The sequence below is a fragment of the Anoxybacillus thermarum genome, assembly GCF_000836725.1.
GTDB classification, from domain to species: Bacteria; Bacillota; Bacilli; order Bacillales; family Anoxybacillaceae; genus Anoxybacillus; species Anoxybacillus thermarum.
Map to the genome: position 1 here is coordinate 25,853 of NZ_JXTH01000019.1, position 16,414 is coordinate 42,266.

16 protein-coding genes, 1 pseudogene and 1 riboswitch are annotated in these 16,414 nt (G+C 42.5%); all 17 genes and pseudogenes read right to left on the bottom strand.

The features are described 5' to 3' along the window. Positions 1–7: 7 nt before the first annotated feature. Positions 8–433, bottom strand: a complete 426-nt coding sequence (locus LH47_RS06415; protein WP_043965767.1) for a bifunctional adenosylcobinamide kinase/adenosylcobinamide-phosphate guanylyltransferase — start codon at positions 431–433, stop codon at positions 8–10. Next, positions 385–981, bottom strand: coding sequence for a histidine phosphatase family protein (locus LH47_RS06420; protein WP_043965769.1), 597 nt, complete (start codon positions 979–981; stop codon positions 385–387). Before LH47_RS06420 ends, LH47_RS06415 begins: the two co-directional genes overlap by 49 nt. After that, positions 939–1,688, bottom strand: coding sequence for an adenosylcobinamide-GDP ribazoletransferase (locus LH47_RS06425; RefSeq protein WP_043965771.1), 750 nt, complete (start codon positions 1,686–1,688; stop codon positions 939–941). The genes LH47_RS06420 and LH47_RS06425 overlap by 43 nt, the downstream gene beginning before the upstream one ends. Continuing rightward, positions 1,667–2,218: a bifunctional adenosylcobinamide kinase/adenosylcobinamide-phosphate guanylyltransferase gene (locus LH47_RS06430; protein WP_043965773.1), complete on the bottom strand. Its 552-nt coding sequence runs from the start codon at positions 2,216–2,218 to the stop codon at positions 1,667–1,669. Before LH47_RS06430 ends, LH47_RS06425 begins: the two co-directional genes overlap by 22 nt. Next, positions 2,215–3,264 (bottom strand): threonine-phosphate decarboxylase CobD, encoded by a 1,050-nt coding sequence (cobD, locus tag LH47_RS06435; protein WP_043965775.1) that lies wholly within the window; start codon positions 3,262–3,264, stop codon positions 2,215–2,217. Before cobD ends, LH47_RS06430 begins: the two co-directional genes overlap by 4 nt. Further along, a complete protein-coding gene (gene cbiB, locus LH47_RS06440; RefSeq protein WP_043965777.1) occupies positions 3,239–4,171 on the bottom strand; it encodes an adenosylcobinamide-phosphate synthase CbiB in 933 nt (310 codons plus the stop codon). The genes cobD and cbiB overlap by 26 nt, the downstream gene beginning before the upstream one ends. Continuing rightward, positions 4,168–5,619 (bottom strand): adenosylcobinamide amidohydrolase, encoded by a 1,452-nt coding sequence (locus LH47_RS06445; protein WP_084221271.1) that lies wholly within the window; start codon positions 5,617–5,619, stop codon positions 4,168–4,170. Before LH47_RS06445 ends, cbiB begins: the two co-directional genes overlap by 4 nt. Then, entirely contained in the window at positions 5,616–6,662 is a 1,047-nt protein-coding gene (locus LH47_RS06450) for a FecCD family ABC transporter permease (RefSeq protein WP_043965781.1), read from the bottom strand. The genes LH47_RS06445 and LH47_RS06450 overlap by 4 nt, the downstream gene beginning before the upstream one ends. Further along, complete coding sequence (locus tag LH47_RS06455) at positions 6,628–7,584, bottom strand: ABC transporter substrate-binding protein (RefSeq protein WP_043965783.1); 957 nt, start codon at positions 7,582–7,584, stop codon at positions 6,628–6,630. The genes LH47_RS06450 and LH47_RS06455 overlap by 35 nt, the downstream gene beginning before the upstream one ends. Before the next feature lie 417 nt (positions 7,585–8,001). Next, entirely contained in the window at positions 8,002–8,811 is an 810-nt protein-coding gene (locus LH47_RS06460) for a hypothetical protein (protein WP_235341073.1), read from the bottom strand. 152 nt (positions 8,812–8,963) lie between these two features. Next, positions 8,964–9,155: riboswitch (cobalamin riboswitch) on the bottom strand. A 67-nt stretch (positions 9,156–9,222) separates the two neighbouring features. Then, positions 9,223–10,986, bottom strand: a complete 1,764-nt coding sequence (locus LH47_RS06465) for an ATP-binding protein (protein ID WP_043965787.1) — start codon at positions 10,984–10,986, stop codon at positions 9,223–9,225. Next, entirely contained in the window at positions 10,983–11,699 is a 717-nt protein-coding gene (locus tag LH47_RS06470; RefSeq protein ID WP_043965789.1) for a response regulator transcription factor, read from the bottom strand. The genes LH47_RS06465 and LH47_RS06470 overlap by 4 nt, the downstream gene beginning before the upstream one ends. A 93-nt stretch (positions 11,700–11,792) precedes the next feature. Next, entirely contained in the window at positions 11,793–12,968 is a 1,176-nt protein-coding gene (gene ccsB, locus LH47_RS06475; RefSeq protein ID WP_043965792.1) for a c-type cytochrome biogenesis protein CcsB, read from the bottom strand. Between the two features lie 12 nt (positions 12,969–12,980). Next, positions 12,981–14,597, bottom strand: a complete 1,617-nt coding sequence (gene resB / locus LH47_RS06480; RefSeq protein ID WP_043965794.1) for a cytochrome c biogenesis protein ResB — start codon at positions 14,595–14,597, stop codon at positions 12,981–12,983. A gap of 12 nt (positions 14,598–14,609) precedes the next feature. Then, complete coding sequence (gene resA, locus LH47_RS06485; protein ID WP_035066924.1) at positions 14,610–15,131, bottom strand: thiol-disulfide oxidoreductase ResA; 522 nt, start codon at positions 15,129–15,131, stop codon at positions 14,610–14,612. A 94-nt stretch (positions 15,132–15,225) separates the two neighbouring features. Next, positions 15,226–15,963, bottom strand: a complete 738-nt coding sequence (gene rluB / locus LH47_RS06490) for a 23S rRNA pseudouridine(2605) synthase RluB (protein ID WP_043965796.1) — start codon at positions 15,961–15,963, stop codon at positions 15,226–15,228. Between the two features lie 308 nt (positions 15,964–16,271). Further along, positions 16,272–16,414, bottom strand: a pseudogene (locus LH47_RS15130) (UPF0236 family protein); the annotation flags it as partial.

The following is a 16,414-nucleotide window of genomic DNA, read 5'->3' on the forward strand; positions in this document are numbered from 1 at the left end:
CTCCCTCCTACTTGATTCGTTCATTGATCCCACACCATACGTAATCGACACGGTTACATATGCTCGCTAGCTGTTGATACGTCCAGCCAACCATATCTCTCCATGCCCGTTCATGCGCATCGATCGGCACGATACCTTGCCCAATATCGCAACCAATCCAAACGACCGTCCGTTCCCCCGCTTGTTCCCATCGCTTCCACGCGCACATATACGATCGGATCGCTTCCTTTTCATCGTCCGTATAAGGAAAAAAATATTCGCGAATCCAATGTTCTATTCCTTCAAGCACAACAACAGATGCGGTTTCATCATGTGGAAACGGAAACATATTTTCATATGCACAATACCAACTGTATGGCGTATGCGCGAATGAATAATGGGCATTTACCCATTTTCGCTTCCCTTGAAATGCACCGCCGCTAACGAAATGCATCGCTTTCCCTCCTTCCATCGTTCCTTCGTATTATAAAGCGTCACTCCTTCGCCAAACGGAACGTGCCATTCCCAAAACGAACGAATGTCCGGTGCGTACTTCGATAATATATAACGAATTACCCCGCCGTGCGTCACAACGACAACATGTGAAACGGATCGATGAATCGCATCGCTAACGGCTTGTTCAATACGAGCTTCAAACTGAGCAAACGTTTCACCGTTTGGAGGTGCATAGCGAAACGGATCATCTAACCAACGACGATATGCTTTGACCGTTTGCAATTGTTCATACGTTTTTCCTTCAAAATCACCAAAATGCAGTTCTCGCCAACGATAAGAACATTCAATGACGTGATTCGGAAACAACAAATGCGCCGTTTGGCGACAACGGAGCAAATCGCTTGTCATGACGATTTCTGGCTTCAGCTCATGCGACACATTTTTCGGCTTAATTACTGGCACATTCGTCCAACCGATATATTGTTTCGCTTCGTTTTCTTTCGTTATAAAATGGCGAACGTATGTAATAGCCAAATGACGAGCCATAAAAACGTTTCGCCTCCTTCAACAAACGCCCCAAGCACATCGCCTGTGATTCCACCAAATTGCCTCACAGCGAACGCACGCGCGACGACATAAAACAACATAAGTGCCAAAAACAATATGATCGTTTCACGCGATAATAAAACAATGAATGCGTACGCCATAACGAAAGGTACATAGCGGTGATCGACATGTTGACGAAATGCTGCTGCCATCCCTGTCTGTTTCGCAAGCGGCGTCGTCAATAAAAACAACGTCATGCCAAGACGTGAAAGTAACGGAAGGCAAAAAAGAGAAAACAATGACATGTGCGCAACAGTCTCAAACAGAAAAACGAAACGGAAGCCAAGTAAAAATAAAATGGAGAGCACCGCAAACGCCCCGACGCGCGAATCGCTCATAATATCCAGACGGCGCTGTGGATCGCGATATGAAAAATACGCATCGCTACAATCCATCCATCCGTCAGCATGCAAACCTCCGGAAAGAAAGATAGAAAAAAACATGAGCAAAAATGATAAGACAAGCACAGACACATGATGAAACATGAACACGTACAAAACAACGAGAAACGCTCCAATCATCGCACCGACGAACGGAAACGACAGAACAGCTGCGCGTGCTGTTCGCTCATTCCAGTCCACTTGCATACGAAGCGGAAACACAGTTAAAAATTGTACAGCCAACATTACACCACGCCACATGGCCATCTTCCTTTCTTTACAATCGGCAATCCGTAACGCATCAAAATCGCCACATCGCTTAATGTAACAAGATGTTGGTGCAATAAACCGAGACCGTGCATATACATATACGTTCCTCGTTCATTAGGTATCCCATCATAAAACACTTCGTTACTTACAATAATTAGTCCTTTAACTTTGTCAGCTAACTGTTTCATTTGTTGAACGATGCGCGGTACTTTTCCATGTACATCCCATATATGATCACGAAACAACTCATTTGCCCATAAATTTGTTAAGCAATCAAGCAGCACGATATCACGTTTGGAAAACATAGAAATGATGTGATCGAGATCATATGGCTGTTCCCATGTTTGCCACCGATCATGTTTTCGTTGTTGTTGATGATGAGCAATGCGCTTCTCCATTTCTTCATCTGCGCGTATCGCTGTCGCAATATAATGAAGTGAATGTGTTGCTCCCGCCATTGTTTTTGCCCATTGTTCTGCAAATGAAGACTTTCCGCTACGCACCCCACCGCTAATAAATACGATCATTTATGCCACCTCCTTAAATAAGAAAGGAGACGATCGTTCTCTTCTTTCGTTCGAATCGCAAAACGAACATATTTTCCGTTCAGTCCTTGAAAATTAAACGTATGACGAGCAACAATGCCGTGCTGCAACAAAAAAGGAAAAAGTGTCATCGTCTCATCATTCAACATATAAAAATTGACAACAGACGGTGAATAGCGATAGCCCATCTCAGTAAGCTGTGAAAATATTCGTTTTCGTTCTGATGCGATATATGTTTTTGTTCGTTCGACAAATGCCTCATCGTTCAATAATTGTTTTCCTATTTGTTGAGCGATCGTGTTCACGCTCCATGGCGGTTGTTTTTCCGTTAACTTTCTTACGACATGCTCATGCGCTAACACATAACCGAGCCGTACGCCTGCCAATTGGTACATTTTCGTTAATGACCGTAGCACAATTAAACGATCGAATGTGCGTAAAAAAGAAGAAACGGAATAACCATCGAGCCAAAAATCGTAAAACGCTTCGTCGACAATAACATATACCCCTTCATCATGTGCTGCTTTTAATAAAGCATACATCGTTTCTTTCGACCATACGGTACCTGTTGGATTGTTCGGATGACAAACGAATAACGCGTGTAAAGACGGCAAGTGTTCTATCATTTGTTCAATCGGTGGTTGCCAATGTTCATCTAATATAAACGAGTGAACGGTACAACCGTAAGCCTCACATGCGAGGCGATATTCTGTAAACGTCGGCTCGAGGATGCCAATATGTTGCCCGGCAAATTGTTCGGCAAGCAAATAAATACATTGGGCAGCACCATTTCCGACAAATACATGGCTGCGCGCAAGACGCTCTCGTTCAGCAATCATCGTTTGAAGCGACTCACTTCGCTCCTCTGGATATTCGCTCATCCAACGTAACCACTGTTGTTCTGTTAGTATATATTCGTACTGCATTGGATTGACATTGACGCTAAAATCAATATATGAGCTCGGCATACTTATTTGCATCGCTTCATATAAACGATGTGGATTAGCCCCATGTGCAGGCAAGCGCAAGCAAACTCCCTCCTATCGTAAAAGCAACGGTCGTGCGTATCATGATTGCCACCGCTTGTTTAATGTGCCAAGCGGAAAGCGGAACAGACGCATCTCCAATCGTTGGTCGGACGGATACGACACCGTGATATGTGTTTACTCCTCCGAGTTGAACATGTAACAACGCAGCCATCGCCGCTTCGCACCACCCGCTATTTGGACTTGGGTGATTACGCGCATCGCGAAATAATAGTTTCCATGCTCGTTTATTTGCACGATGAACAAACAGCATAACGAACGCTGTTAGTCTAGCAGGAATGTAATTAAGTACATCATCAAATCGAGCCGATGCCCAACCAAATTGGGCATATCGCTCGTTTTTATAGCCGAGCATCGAATCGCACGTATTTACAGCGCGATACAACATCGCTAACGCTCCCCCGCCAATAAAAGCATAAAAAAGAGGGGCGGTTACTCCGTCGCTCGTATTTTCGGCTACTGTTTCCACACATGCACGTACGATCCCTTCTTTTTGCAACGTTTTTGTATCACGCCCGACAATCATTCCCACGTTTTTTCGCGCTTCATCCATATCCCCTCTTTCTAACGGATCGAGGACATCGAACGCTGCGTTCGCTAAACTTGTCGGCGCAATCGAAGTAAAAATGATCATTGCTTCAATGAATATGCCGAATATAAATGAAAGGCGGTAGGCGCTAGCAATCAGTCCGTAACTTATAATGAACGTCACCGTACAAACGACAAACAGCGTGAATATTCCTTTTCCTTTTCTCCATTTTCCTTTGTTCAAACGACGATCCATGAACGCAATCATTTGCCCAATCCAACAAACAGGATGAAAGCGGCGAGGATCAGCAAATATGCGATCGAGCAAAAGCGCAAGCCACACCGCCCATATGTGCGTCATCGAATGTCACCCTTTCGCTTTCGGTAGCGATCAATTGCTGTTTGCGTCGCTTCATATACAAGACGAGCGATTTGTTTACCAATCGATGTAATCGTTCCAGCGTATTCATAATACGTTCCTTGTTGAGACGCAGCGATGACTGTCGAATCTGTCGATGTTCCTGTCGCAATTGTGTAGGTTTGAGGGTCGATGACTTGTTTATCGTACAGCGCTTTTGCTTTTGCTTCTGTTGCGGTCATTAACGCTTGCACAAACGCAGCTTCTGATAAGTGTGCATCAATAAAAATAAACGTATTAATCGTGCCCGGAGAAGCGATTATATCTGTACGACGCCAAGCCTGTGCACTATCAACAGCATTTCCAACCCCTGCCGTTACGGCAACGAAAAGGCGAACATCTTCATGAACAGACGCAAACGCGACATCATTTACACAAACAGCCGTCATCATCCCAACAGTCCACTGCTCATCAAAACCGTGTTGTCGCAAAAATTGAATCATCTCTTGCTTTGCATCATCACAACGATAATCAAGCGGAACATGCCGATTGACAAACGTCGTTGCCCAGCGCGTTCCACCGCCAACGAGCGCAGAAGAAAGCACTTTAAATGGCTTTACCGTTTCAATGACAACCATCGTTTCATTTTGATTGACATGCCATAGCACATCATTCATAGGCTCCTCTAAAAACGGAACGAACGTCACAAGCGGTTTTGGCAACACCGGATGCTCATATCGTTTCATGTTTGTTTCAAATACGGATGCAATCATCGATTCATTTAACAACTCTTTCGGTGTACCGCATGCAACGGCTTTTCCATCTCGCAAAAAAAGAAGACGATCGCAATAAAGCGATGCAATGTTTATATCATGAAAAATAGCAACGATTGTCAGCTTCGATTGCTTTAATAAATTAAGCAATTTAAATTGCTGTGCCACATCCATATGGTTCGTCGGTTCATCTAGGAGCAATACGCACGGTTGTTGTGCCAGCGCTCGAGCAAGTGCAGCGCGCTGACGTTCTCCACCGCTTAACTGCTCTAATAAAGCATGTTGTTTATGCGCCAATGTCACCGCATGGAGTGAGTCACTAACGACTTGCTCATCTTCCTTTGTCCATTTCGGAAAAAGATTGGATTGATAAGGATAGCGACCGAGCTCAACCATTTCTTTCACCGTATATCCGAACGAAACATCTGTATGTTGCGGCAACGTAGCGATCAATTTTGCATATTGTTTCGGCTTATATGTTTCAATATGTTGACCACAAACAAAAATGTCCCCTTGCTGTAAAGCAAGTTCGCGGCTTAACAGTTTTATTAACGTCGTTTTCCCTGATCCGTTCGGACCTAAAATACCGAAAAACTCTCCTTCATATACTGTAAACGAAACATGCCGTAATACTTGTTTTTCATCATATCGATACGAAACATTCTTCACATCAATCATGTTGATCCCGTCTTCCGTCTTAAACTTTTAAACAACAATATCGCAAATAAAGGGGCGCCGATGAGAGAGGTAATGACCCCGATCGGCAACTCTCGCGGCGAAACGATCGTTCGCGCCACGACATCCGCTAATACTAAAAACGTTCCACCGTATAAAAAGGAGAGCGGCAACAATTTCCGATGATTCGCCCCGCAAATGAGGCGAGTCATATGCGGAATAACGAGGCCGACAAATCCGATCGTTCCCGATACCGCTACCGCCCCTCCTGTAAGCAAGGAGGCACTAAGTAAAATGGCTAGCTTTTTTTGTAATAGGTGTACACCAATATTGGCAGCGACCCGTTCACCGAATGAAAAAGCGTTTAACTCACGAATATGTGCAAATAAACCGAGAGAACCGATGATAAAAAACGGAACAAATAAAGACACGTACGACCAGCCGCGCATCGCGACGCTCCCCATGAGCCAGCTAATGACTTGGCGCAATTCTTCGCCGCTAAAAGCGACCATAAGCGAAATGAGCGAACCGAAAAACGCATTTATGATAATGCCGATTAAAACAATCGTCTCCATCGCCATATTTCGTTCCGCAAGCCGTGTAAATAATAAAACAAACAATAATGTCACAAGCGCAAATATAATACTAACGATCGGGAGCGTAAAACGTCCGAGAATCGAAAACTGAAGCTGAAAGAAAAAGACGAGCACTGCGCCAACGGCTGCTCCAGACGACACCCCGATTGTATACGGATCGGCAAGAACGTTTTTCAAAAGTCCTTGAAACGCTACCCCTGCCAGTGCTAAAGATGCCCCGATCAGAAAGGCGAGTACCACTCTCGGTAAACGAATCGCAACAATAATTTGCGAAACGGTGGCAGGAACATTTGTCGGCGTATGAAAAAACTGATGTAATAGCGTCTCCCATATAGAAGAAAAGGGAATCGATTGTGATCCAATCGATACCCCTAATAACAAGGCAATCGTTGCAATAAGCGATGCGCTAATGTAATTATTTAAAAATGTCTGGATAAACGACTTTGGCAATTTCTTCGACCCCTTCAGCTAAACGTGGTCCTGGACGAGAAACTAAATCAGAATTGACATCGTATACTCGTTTATTTTTAATGGCAGGGACATCTTTCCAAGCTGGGCGAGCGAGCACTTGCTCGACAGCGTTCGGTGTGTAATAACCGTATGTCGTAATGATGACATCCGGGTTTAACGCCACTGCATCTTCTTCTGTAAACATCGGCCACCCTTCTTGATCGCCTGCTGCATTTTTCGCATGAATGATCGTTAACATTTCATCCATAAATGTTCCTTTTCCAGCCGTATAAATTTCAGGTGCAGGAGAAACTTCCACCCAAACAGTTGCCTCTTCTTTTACTTCTTTTGCTTTTTCCGCAATGGCATCAATTTTTTGCTTCATTTGCTGCACAACATCGGCTGCCTCTTTCCCTTTCCCTGTCGCTTTACCGATTAGTTCAATGGAAGCATACACGTCATTCAACGATGTAGCATTTGGCACAACAATGACTGTAATGCCCGCATCTTTCAATTGTTTTAATCCTTCCTCAGAATTGTGAGCGCTTGATGCATGCGCAAGCACAACATCCGGCTGAAGCGCGATAATTTTTTCAACATTAAACTCCATGCCGCCGATTTTTTCTTTATTTTTCACATCTTCCGGATAGTTATCAAAATCGCTTACACCAACGATTTTGTCACCAAGCCCTAACGCGTATGCAATTTCTGTATTGCTCGGAATGAGCGAAACGATTTTTGTCGGTTCTTTTTCAATCGTGACATCGCCAACCGCATCTTTTACCGTAACCGGAAATGCAGCCTCCTCTGTTTTCGCCTCTTGCTTCGTTTCTTTTGCTGGCTCCGCGTTATTGCTGCACGCTGCTAATCCGAGCGTCAATACGAGCGCAAGAAGCCACACATATTGTTTCCATTTCTTCATCGTTTTTCCCCCTATAAATGAGAATAATTATTTTTTGACCTTTTCAAACATGTTGTGACGAGTCTCACCCGCTACAACATTTTATTCATTTTCATAACGATTTTGTCGTACAAACTATTGTATCGTTTCTTTATAAAAATAAGTATTGGTATTAAGGTTAACTGAATAGCGCTAATTGTAATTCCTGCTTTAAGAAAATTATTGAGCATAAAATAATCAAAATCCCATCTTAGAATAGTAAATGAAAATACTCCTAAGTAAATAGCTGAGAAGAAAAGCCCAAGTTCATAGGATGTATATTTATTCTTAAAATAGTAGATAATAAGTTTTGCAACTATTGATGCAAAAAAACATATGTTATTGCTAAAATAACACTTTCTATAGCTTTCATAGCGAGAACCATCCTTTTAAAGAAAACTAGATCCTTTTATACGCACTTCTCGCATCTATATACGTTTGAGCATAGTCATAGATTGCATATAATGTACCAATGATAGGTATGCCCTTTCCCATCTTTTTGGCTATTGTCTTAATTAAAGTAAAGTTTAAAACTTGTCCTGATCGTACAGCATCAATTACTGCATCTGCTATACCTATGGCTCCTCCAATTAAGGTCAGTTCAATTTCTTTTTGTCTAAGGGAATCAGCATACACTTTGAAGACCTTGAAATCACCATTACTACTTCTAGTGTTTTTATAGTAAGGGTCATTTCCCGCCATTATGGCTCGGGCATGCCCATTCGAAAATACTTCGTATCTCGTATCAGTGATATACGATGCTCCTTTTTCTGATATATACCAGTAAGAATTTGTATGAAATGCATTAATAAAATGCATGAATCGTTCGGATTTAACATATTCTGAGTCTATAATTTCCGCAGACTCCTCATTGCCTAAATGTATAATTATCTCTTCATCACTTCCGTTTACTAGAGAACGAACAACTAAACTACTATCATTTAACTCTTTTATTTGTTGTATAGATTCCTCTATCAAAATCTTCTCATTGCCCTTGATTTCGTATTTTTTTATATTGACCTCTATGACCCCATCTACAATTTCTGATTCCTCTACATACTCATAAAGCTCCTCGTTCTCTTCAATCCGATAAACTATTAAATTATCTGTGTTCTCCACAAAATCAACAGAAGTTAAATCTGTATAATCCATATGTGCTGCAACATAACCAACGTTTACGTTTAGAAAAATTGTTGCAAAAAGGATCACACAAATAACTCCGCAGAAAGTTTAGCCTTCACTGTTTTTCCCCCCTTTTATGTATATCAAATAAAAAAGCTCATTCCAAATGGAATGAGCTGGAAACAACAAAAGACAATAACTTCCCCTTGTCGTTTCGCCGTCTCACTCCCCGAAGACGCGAATGACGATGCAAAAAGGCAGGTCTACTGACTTATGCGTCATCCTACTTTGAAGCCTTCCCATACGAATTGTACAGTGGCGGTTTTCATTTCGTCAGCATTTACAGTTGCGGGGACAGTTCTGGACTTGCACCAGATTCCCTATTAAGTCTACTAGGTTTCCCATTCGACACCTTTTTGCAACAAACGTATGTAATTGTCGAACAATTTCTACGTTTCTATCATAACGAAAAACGTCACTGATGACAATAAAAATTTTCTACCTCAATGGCAATGTAAACGTAAACGTCGTTCCTTCTCCTAGTTTGCTATGGACTGCAATCGTTCCTTTATGCGCTTCAACGATGTTTTTCGCAATCGCAAGACCTAAACCTGTACCTGAGCGACCGCGCGTGCGTGCTTTATCTGCTTTATAAAAACGCTCAAACACAAACGGTAAATCTTCTTCTGCGATGCCTGAGCCAGAATCTTGCACAGAGATGCGCACGACTTCTTCCCCCGCGTCGACAATGACACGTACTTCGCCACCGTTATCTGTATGGCGAAGCGCATTATCAATTAAATTCGTCAACACTTGTTCAATTCGGTCGGGATCGAATGAAACGATGAGCTCATCGTTCATTTCAACAAGCAAATGAACTCCTTTTTCTTTCGCTAACGCTTGAAACTTATGAATAATGCGCTCGATATACGGTCTAAGTGGCACTTGCTCTTCATGAAGCGTTAAATGACCTGCTTCCATGCGCGCTAAATCAAGCAAATCGTTAACAAGGCGACCCATGCGCAACGATTCATCGTAAATGACTTTTGCCAATTCTTTTTTCTCTTCATCTGTCCCGGCAATATCATCGACAATCGCTTCGCTATACCCTTGCAACATGGCAATCGGCGTGCGCAACTCATGCGAGACGTTTGCGATAAAATCCTTGCGCAACTTATCAAGCCGTCGTTCCTCCGTCATATCGCGAAGCACCGCAACAGCTCCCCGAATGACCTTGCCGTTGTATAACGGCGTCATGACAATGACCCAATTGCGCCCTTGTAAAGCCATTTCTATCGCTTGTTCTTTTTCCTCCGCGACTGCTTTCGTAAACAATTCATTCACTTCTGGAGGAAGTGGCAATAAATTATCGCTTTGCCCTTGCTCGTAATACCACGCTTGTAAAAATCGGTCAGCCGGCGGGTTTGTAATGAGCACTTCCCCGTTTCGATTGAACGTAATGACACCATCGGCCATGCTACTTAAAATGCTTGCTAATTGCTCCTTTTCTTGATTTAACGCATTAATATGAAACTGCAACTGCCGTCCCATTTGATTAAAAGCCATCGCAAGTTCCCCGATTTCATCATGGGTGACGATCGGCACTTTTGAGTCAAATTTTCCACGCGCAATTTCGAATGCCACTTGCCTCATTTTTCGAAGCGGCGCTGTAATACGTGTAGATAAGAAAAAGGCAAATACGGTCGTTAACACAATAGCGATAAACGCGGCAAGAAAAATAAATTTTGTCGTTTGCTTTGTCGTTTCTTCTACCGCTTTTAACGACTGATATACAAATACCGCGCCATTCCCATCCGATGTATGAAGCGGAACACCGACAATAAATAGTTCATTATATTCGCCGTTTCGCATCGTTTGATTTAGCATAAGCGTCCGTTTCACTACTTTATTTCCATCAAATACGCGCCCTAACTGTTGATCTTGCTGAATGAACGAGAGCGGTAAATCAGGAAGTTTTTCATTTGGTGAATACCAATAATGACGATTATCAACAATGATCATTAACTTTGACACATCATCCACCATCGTCCACGCAATCGAGCGCGCAAACTGCTCGTCATGTTCAGCGACAACGCGAGCCACTTTTGTTGCTTGTTGAGTAAGTTGATCACTTGTTTTTTCTAAATAATATTTTTCAAAAAAACCGAGCAATAAGACAGTTAAAATAAAGAGAACGAAAGCAACAAGCAACAAAATCGTCAGCCATAGTTTGCCGACTACACTACGCCATAACGCCATCATTCATTCACGACCTCAAATTTATACCCGACACCCCAAACAGTGACGATCATTTTCGCTGCAGCTGGCGACACTTTATTTAGTTTTTCACGCAATCGCTTGACGTGCGTATCTACCGTGCGCAAGTCACCAAAAAATTCGTAATGCCATACTTCTTTTAGCAACTGTTCACGGTCAAACACTTTATCTGGCGATTTCGCTAAAAAGTGAAGCAACTCATATTCTTTCGGAGTTAAACTGACTTCATGTCCATCTGCTGTCACACGATGTGCATCATGATCAATTGTTAAATGTGGGAAAACAAGCACATCCCGTGCTGTCGTATCCGTTGGTACGTAGGAAGCGTTTGCTGTGCGACGAAGCAGCGCTTTCACACGCAGCACGACTTCACGCGGGCTGAACGGCTTTACAATATAGTCGTCTGTTCCTGCTTCAAACCCTTGCACGCGGTTCGCTTCCTCTCCCTTTGCTGTCAACATAATAACGGGCGTTGCTTTTTTCTCACGCAACTGTTTACATACTTCAATCCCATCTTTTCCTGGTAACATAAGATCAAGCAAAATTAAATCATAATCATTTTCAATCGCTAACGCTAGCGCTTCTTCGCCGTTTTCTGCCTCATCAATGACATATTGTTCACGTTCTAAATACATGCGAAGCAAGCGGCGAATTCGCTCTTCATCATCCACAACTAAAATTTTAATTTCTTTCTCCATGATGTCATACCTCCTCATTTTCTATTGTACAAAACCGACAAACTTTTTTCTACTTCTCATAAAAAAACAAACGCCTTCATGGCGAAGGCGTTTTTAAGATCCAGCATATGAGTGTAAACCGGCAATGACTAAGTTTACCGCAACCAAGTTAAACATAATGATCGCAAAACCGATGACCGCAAGCCATGCCGAACGTTCACCATGCCATCCTTTCGATAGTCGCAAATGTAAAAAGGCTGCATAAAACAACCACGTAATGAGCGCCCATACTTCTTTCGGATCCCAGCCCCAAAAACGCGTCCATGCGATTTGCGCCCAAATCATCGCAAAAATAAGCGCACCGAGCGTAAATACTGGAAAGCCGATCGCTACGGAACGATAGCCAATTTCATCAACTAAATCCAAATTGACGTTTTTTACAATCGGCTGCAATGCGGCTGCGATACGTTTGCGTAAAAGCAGGCGCAGCAAGCCGTATAACGCAAGACCAGAAAATAAAGACCAAATGACCGTATTTAATTTCCGCGCGTTAATGATCGCTGGCATGTCCACAAGCGGCTTCATGCGTTCTTCCGTTTTTAGCACTCCTTCATGCGGGCCGACAAGCGCAGGCATATGGTATACCATTTCATCTTGCTTGCCATTTTTATCGATCCACTCAAATGTTGCTTCATAACCAGCAACGCGAAACGATGTTGTGACGATGACAAAGCCAAGCGTACTAATTAAGAAAAATAATACGAATTCAAGCCAAAACGTTCGCTTACTCGGTTTTGATTGATCGACAACGCGAATTAAATAAATGAGTCCCGCCGCAAAACTAATAGCTAAAATAGCTTCGCCAGCCGCTGCCGTCGTCACATGAATATGCAACCAATCGCTTTGTAAAGCTGGGATGAGCGGCGAAATCTCCCGCGGAAACATGCTCGCATAAGCGATGACTAAAATGGCAATCGGTAAAGTAAATAAGCCGAGCAAGCTCGTTTTGTAAATAAAATAAATGACGATAAACGCGCCGACAATCATCATGCCAAAAAATGTTGTAAACTCAAACAAATTGCTGACAGGTGCATGCCCGGCAGCAATCCAACGCGTAATAAAATAACCGAGTTGAGCGACAAAACCAATGATCGTCACAAAAATTCCGATCGTTGCCCAACGGTCTACTCCTTCTTTCTTTTTGACACGAATCGCTCCACCAAAGAAAAGCGTTGCAACTAAATAAAGAACAAATGCCACGTACAGTAACGTGCTACTTAGCTGAACCACGATGTTCCCCCCTTATGACCGCTTGTCCGCTTGATCGATTGGCATGACAAACGGCGTATCGTTAAAGATGCCTTCAAGCTCTTTTTTCAGCCCAAACCAGTTTTTATTCGTATGTGCGGCAACGAGCACCTCGTCATCCATCCGTTGAATCCATATGCGACGATGGTTCCAATACATTCCTTGAATAAGTCCGATCATGAAAATAGCGCCGCCAACCCCTAAAATCCAAAGTGTAAAATCACGACGCACCGTTAAGGCTGATACGTTTCGTGTTTCAATATTCGCAAATGCCATCTTATATTTGTTATTACCAAGCGGCTCAATCGTTTGACGAATGGCCGTGAAGCTCACTTCGCCTTTCGGACGATCTGGTGCAAACATTTTAAATACGAACGCTGGATTGTTCGGTACTTTCGAGCGCGTATTCGGATTGCCGTTTTCATCAAAATAAAAATCTGGAAAATAGCTTAATAGTTGTACTTTATACCCGTTACCAAGATCATATTCTTTTTCTGGTTGAATTAAATCAACTGTAATTGTGCCAAACGATTTGTTCGTTTCCTTATCGGTGAAATGAAACGACATACTTTTTAACTCATCTAGCTTAAAATCAACTTGGTATAATGCGTAATGATCATGTTTTAACGGTTCATTAACCCGAATTGGAAAACTTTTTATTTTTTTTAATTTCGGCTCTTCGCCCGCAACGACTGGGCCAACACGTTCGTATAATACGACGTCGGTTTGATAGTTTTTCGCCATCATTCCGCTACCGAGGCGATCAATGGCTGCTTGAAACGCTTCTTTCTCTTTTTCTTTCTCATATACTTCAAAAATAAACTTTTTATTTTCTAAAAAATATTTTCCGTTCGTTCCCGGAATTTCTTTTATTTCTCCTTCACGAATCCACATGCTTTCGTCGACATACATGCCCGGAACGAAACGAAGCATCGCACCGATTAAAAAAATGATAAGCCCAATATGATTCACATACGGTCCCCAACGAGAAAATCGCCCTTTTTCAGCTAAAATATTTCCGTTTTCTTCCCGAACGCGATAGCCTCGTTTTGTTAGCTTGTCGACGACGTTTCGAAATGCCGTTTCATCATGTTCTACTTTCGCCCGACTAAATAGACGTTGTCTTTGTAAAAATTGCTCGTTGCGCGTCACTCGTTGATTGTTTAACGCACGATATAGCGGTACAACACGGTCTAAACTACAAATGACAAGCGATACGCCAATGAGTGCAATAAGCAACATGTACCACCAAGAACTATACAAGTCATGAAAGCCAAGCGCATAGTACCATTTTCCGAGCAAACCGTACTGCTGCTCATAATATTCCGATGGTGATACGGTTGGTGGAATGTACATTTGTTGCGGATAAATCGTACCGATCGCAGAAGCAACTAGCGTAATGACGATGAGCCAAACCCCAACTTTGACAGATGAAAAAAAGTTCCAAATTTTATCAATGATCGTTTTATTGTACGTTTGTGAACGGCGCGCGCTCCCTTCATAGCGCATATCTAGCAACGCTGGCACTTCTTCGAGCGGCTTACCACACGCTTCACAAAGCACTGTTCCGATCGGATTGACATGCCCGCATTCACATTTTACTTGTTCCATGTTGAAAACCCCTTACGGCTTAATTCGTTCCATATATTTTTTTACATCTTCTTCTGTCATCGTTCCTGTAATGATGTCTACAATTTTTCCGTCCTTGTCGATTAAAAATGTCGTTGGCAGCGGATTAATATCGTACGCATTCATCACTTGATCTTGTTGATCAATCACAACTGGGAACGTAAGCTGAAAGCGATCAACGAATGTTTGTACCGTCACTTTCGCTTCACCAACGTTAACAGCAATCACTTCTACCCCTTCATTTTTATATACATTGTATTGACTATTGATGTATGGCATCTCTTTTTCACACGGTTTACACCACGTTCCCCAAAAGTTTAAAAAGACACCTTTGCCACGATAATCGGATAGTTGAATTTTGTTGCCGTTTAAATCAGTAAGTACGAAATCTGGTGCTGAGTCGCCTACTTGAATCGCTTTTTTCTCCACAAAAACGTTCGAATAAATCGTATAGCCGATCGCTGCAAGCATGATGGCTAAAATGACTGTTCGAAGCCAAAATCGCTTTTCTTTCATTGCCAACTCTCCTAATAAACCGTTTTCATCAACCTCATTATACAAGTTACCACTATATAAATAATGAAAATTATTTGAACAAATTGTGACAAAATTATGATGGAAAAGGCGAACCAGCTAGCGCTAACGTGCGCAATTGTTTCACTTCATGCGGTGATAGCTCGCGATAGTCTCCAGGATTGAGCCCTTTTAAATCTAAAAAAGCGTAGCGTTCTCGTTTTAATTTCAATACAGGATGACCAATCGCTTCAAACATGCGGCGCACTTGACGATTGCGTCCTTCATGAATGTGCAGTTCAACAATCGCCGTTTGTTTTCGTTTATCAATTGATAATACTTTTGCTTTCGCTGGCGCTGTTACCCCATCTTCTAGCGCAACACCTTTTTCAAGCTGTTTCACTTTTTCACGCGCTGGAATGCCTTTTACTTTTGCGATATACACTTTTTCAATTTCATAACGCGGATGCATTAATAAATTGGCAAACTCACCATCGTTTGTTAACAACAATAACCCCGACGTATCGTAATCTAGACGTCCGATCGGATAAATGCGTTTGTTGACATGTTTGAAAAAGTCGGTCACTACTTTTCTTCCCTTTTCGTCTTTTACGCTAGAAATCACACCGCGCGGTTTGTACAACAAATAATATACCGGCTCTTCACGCTCAAGCGGAATGCCGTCTACTTCAATGCGATCTTGTGGGCTTACTTTCACCCCAAGTTCTGTTACGACTTTTCCATTTACTTTCACTTTTCCTTCGACGATTAATTGCTCTGCCTTTCTTCGTGATGCCACACCGGCATGAGCAATTACTTTTTGTAATCGTTCCATTTCATTCACCTCACTATATAGTTTTACCACATTCAGTACAAGAGTTCAAAAATAAGAAAAAGCGATCATATCGACCGCTTCATTTTCCAAACATCCATAACACAATAAGAAATGATACGATAAAGCTAACGAGATCGGCAAGTAAGCCAACTTTTAGGAGTCAGTCAAGACTTTGTGGAGAACATTTTTTCGGTTCACTACGGGTGTTGTCAATCACTAGTTAGCGAACCATTTTCAGGAATTGATATCGTAAGCGCTTTTGGACTCTCATCCCTCATCTTGAAGTGATGATATTGTATTCCATTTTTTTACACCCAACCAAAATCCCGAAGCGCCGACAACGCTTGATGGATCGGCGTCCCGGATGACCGCTGCAGACACGGTAGATTCTGACGCACCACATCTGCCCACAACCGTCCTGCCTTCCGTTTGGCCTGTTCAACCCGCTTGG

Bases quoted from the DNA above. Each gene is read 5' to 3' on its own strand.
- LH47_RS06415 (WP_043965767.1), bottom strand. From the start codon at position 433: ATGCATTTCGTTAGCGGCGGTGCATTTCAAGGGAAGCGAAAATGGGTA.
- LH47_RS06420 (WP_043965769.1), bottom strand. From the start codon at position 981: ATGGCTCGTCATTTGGCTATTACATACGTTCGCCATTTTATAACGAAA.
- LH47_RS06425 (WP_043965771.1), bottom strand. From the start codon at position 1,688: ATGGCCATGTGGCGTGGTGTAATGTTGGCTGTACAATTTTTAACTGTG.
- LH47_RS06430 (WP_043965773.1), bottom strand. From the start codon at position 2,218: ATGATCGTATTTATTAGCGGTGGGGTGCGTAGCGGAAAGTCTTCATTT.
- cbiB (WP_043965777.1), bottom strand. From the start codon at position 4,171: ATGACGCACATATGGGCGGTGTGGCTTGCGCTTTTGCTCGATCGCATA.
- LH47_RS06445 (WP_084221271.1), bottom strand. From the start codon at position 5,619: ATGATTGATGTGAAGAATGTTTCGTATCGATATGATGAAAAACAAGTA.
- LH47_RS06455 (WP_043965783.1), bottom strand. From the start codon at position 7,584: ATGAAGAAATGGAAACAATATGTGTGGCTTCTTGCGCTCGTATTGACG.
- LH47_RS06465 (WP_043965787.1), bottom strand. From the start codon at position 10,986: ATGATGGCGTTATGGCGTAGTGTAGTCGGCAAACTATGGCTGACGATT.
- LH47_RS06470 (WP_043965789.1), bottom strand. From the start codon at position 11,699: ATGGAGAAAGAAATTAAAATTTTAGTTGTGGATGATGAAGAGCGAATT.
- resB (WP_043965794.1), bottom strand. From the start codon at position 14,597: ATGGAACAAGTAAAATGTGAATGCGGGCATGTCAATCCGATCGGAACA.
- resA (WP_035066924.1), bottom strand. From the start codon at position 15,131: ATGAAAGAAAAGCGATTTTGGCTTCGAACAGTCATTTTAGCCATCATG.
- rluB (WP_043965796.1), bottom strand. From the start codon at position 15,963: ATGGAACGATTACAAAAAGTAATTGCTCATGCCGGTGTGGCATCACGA.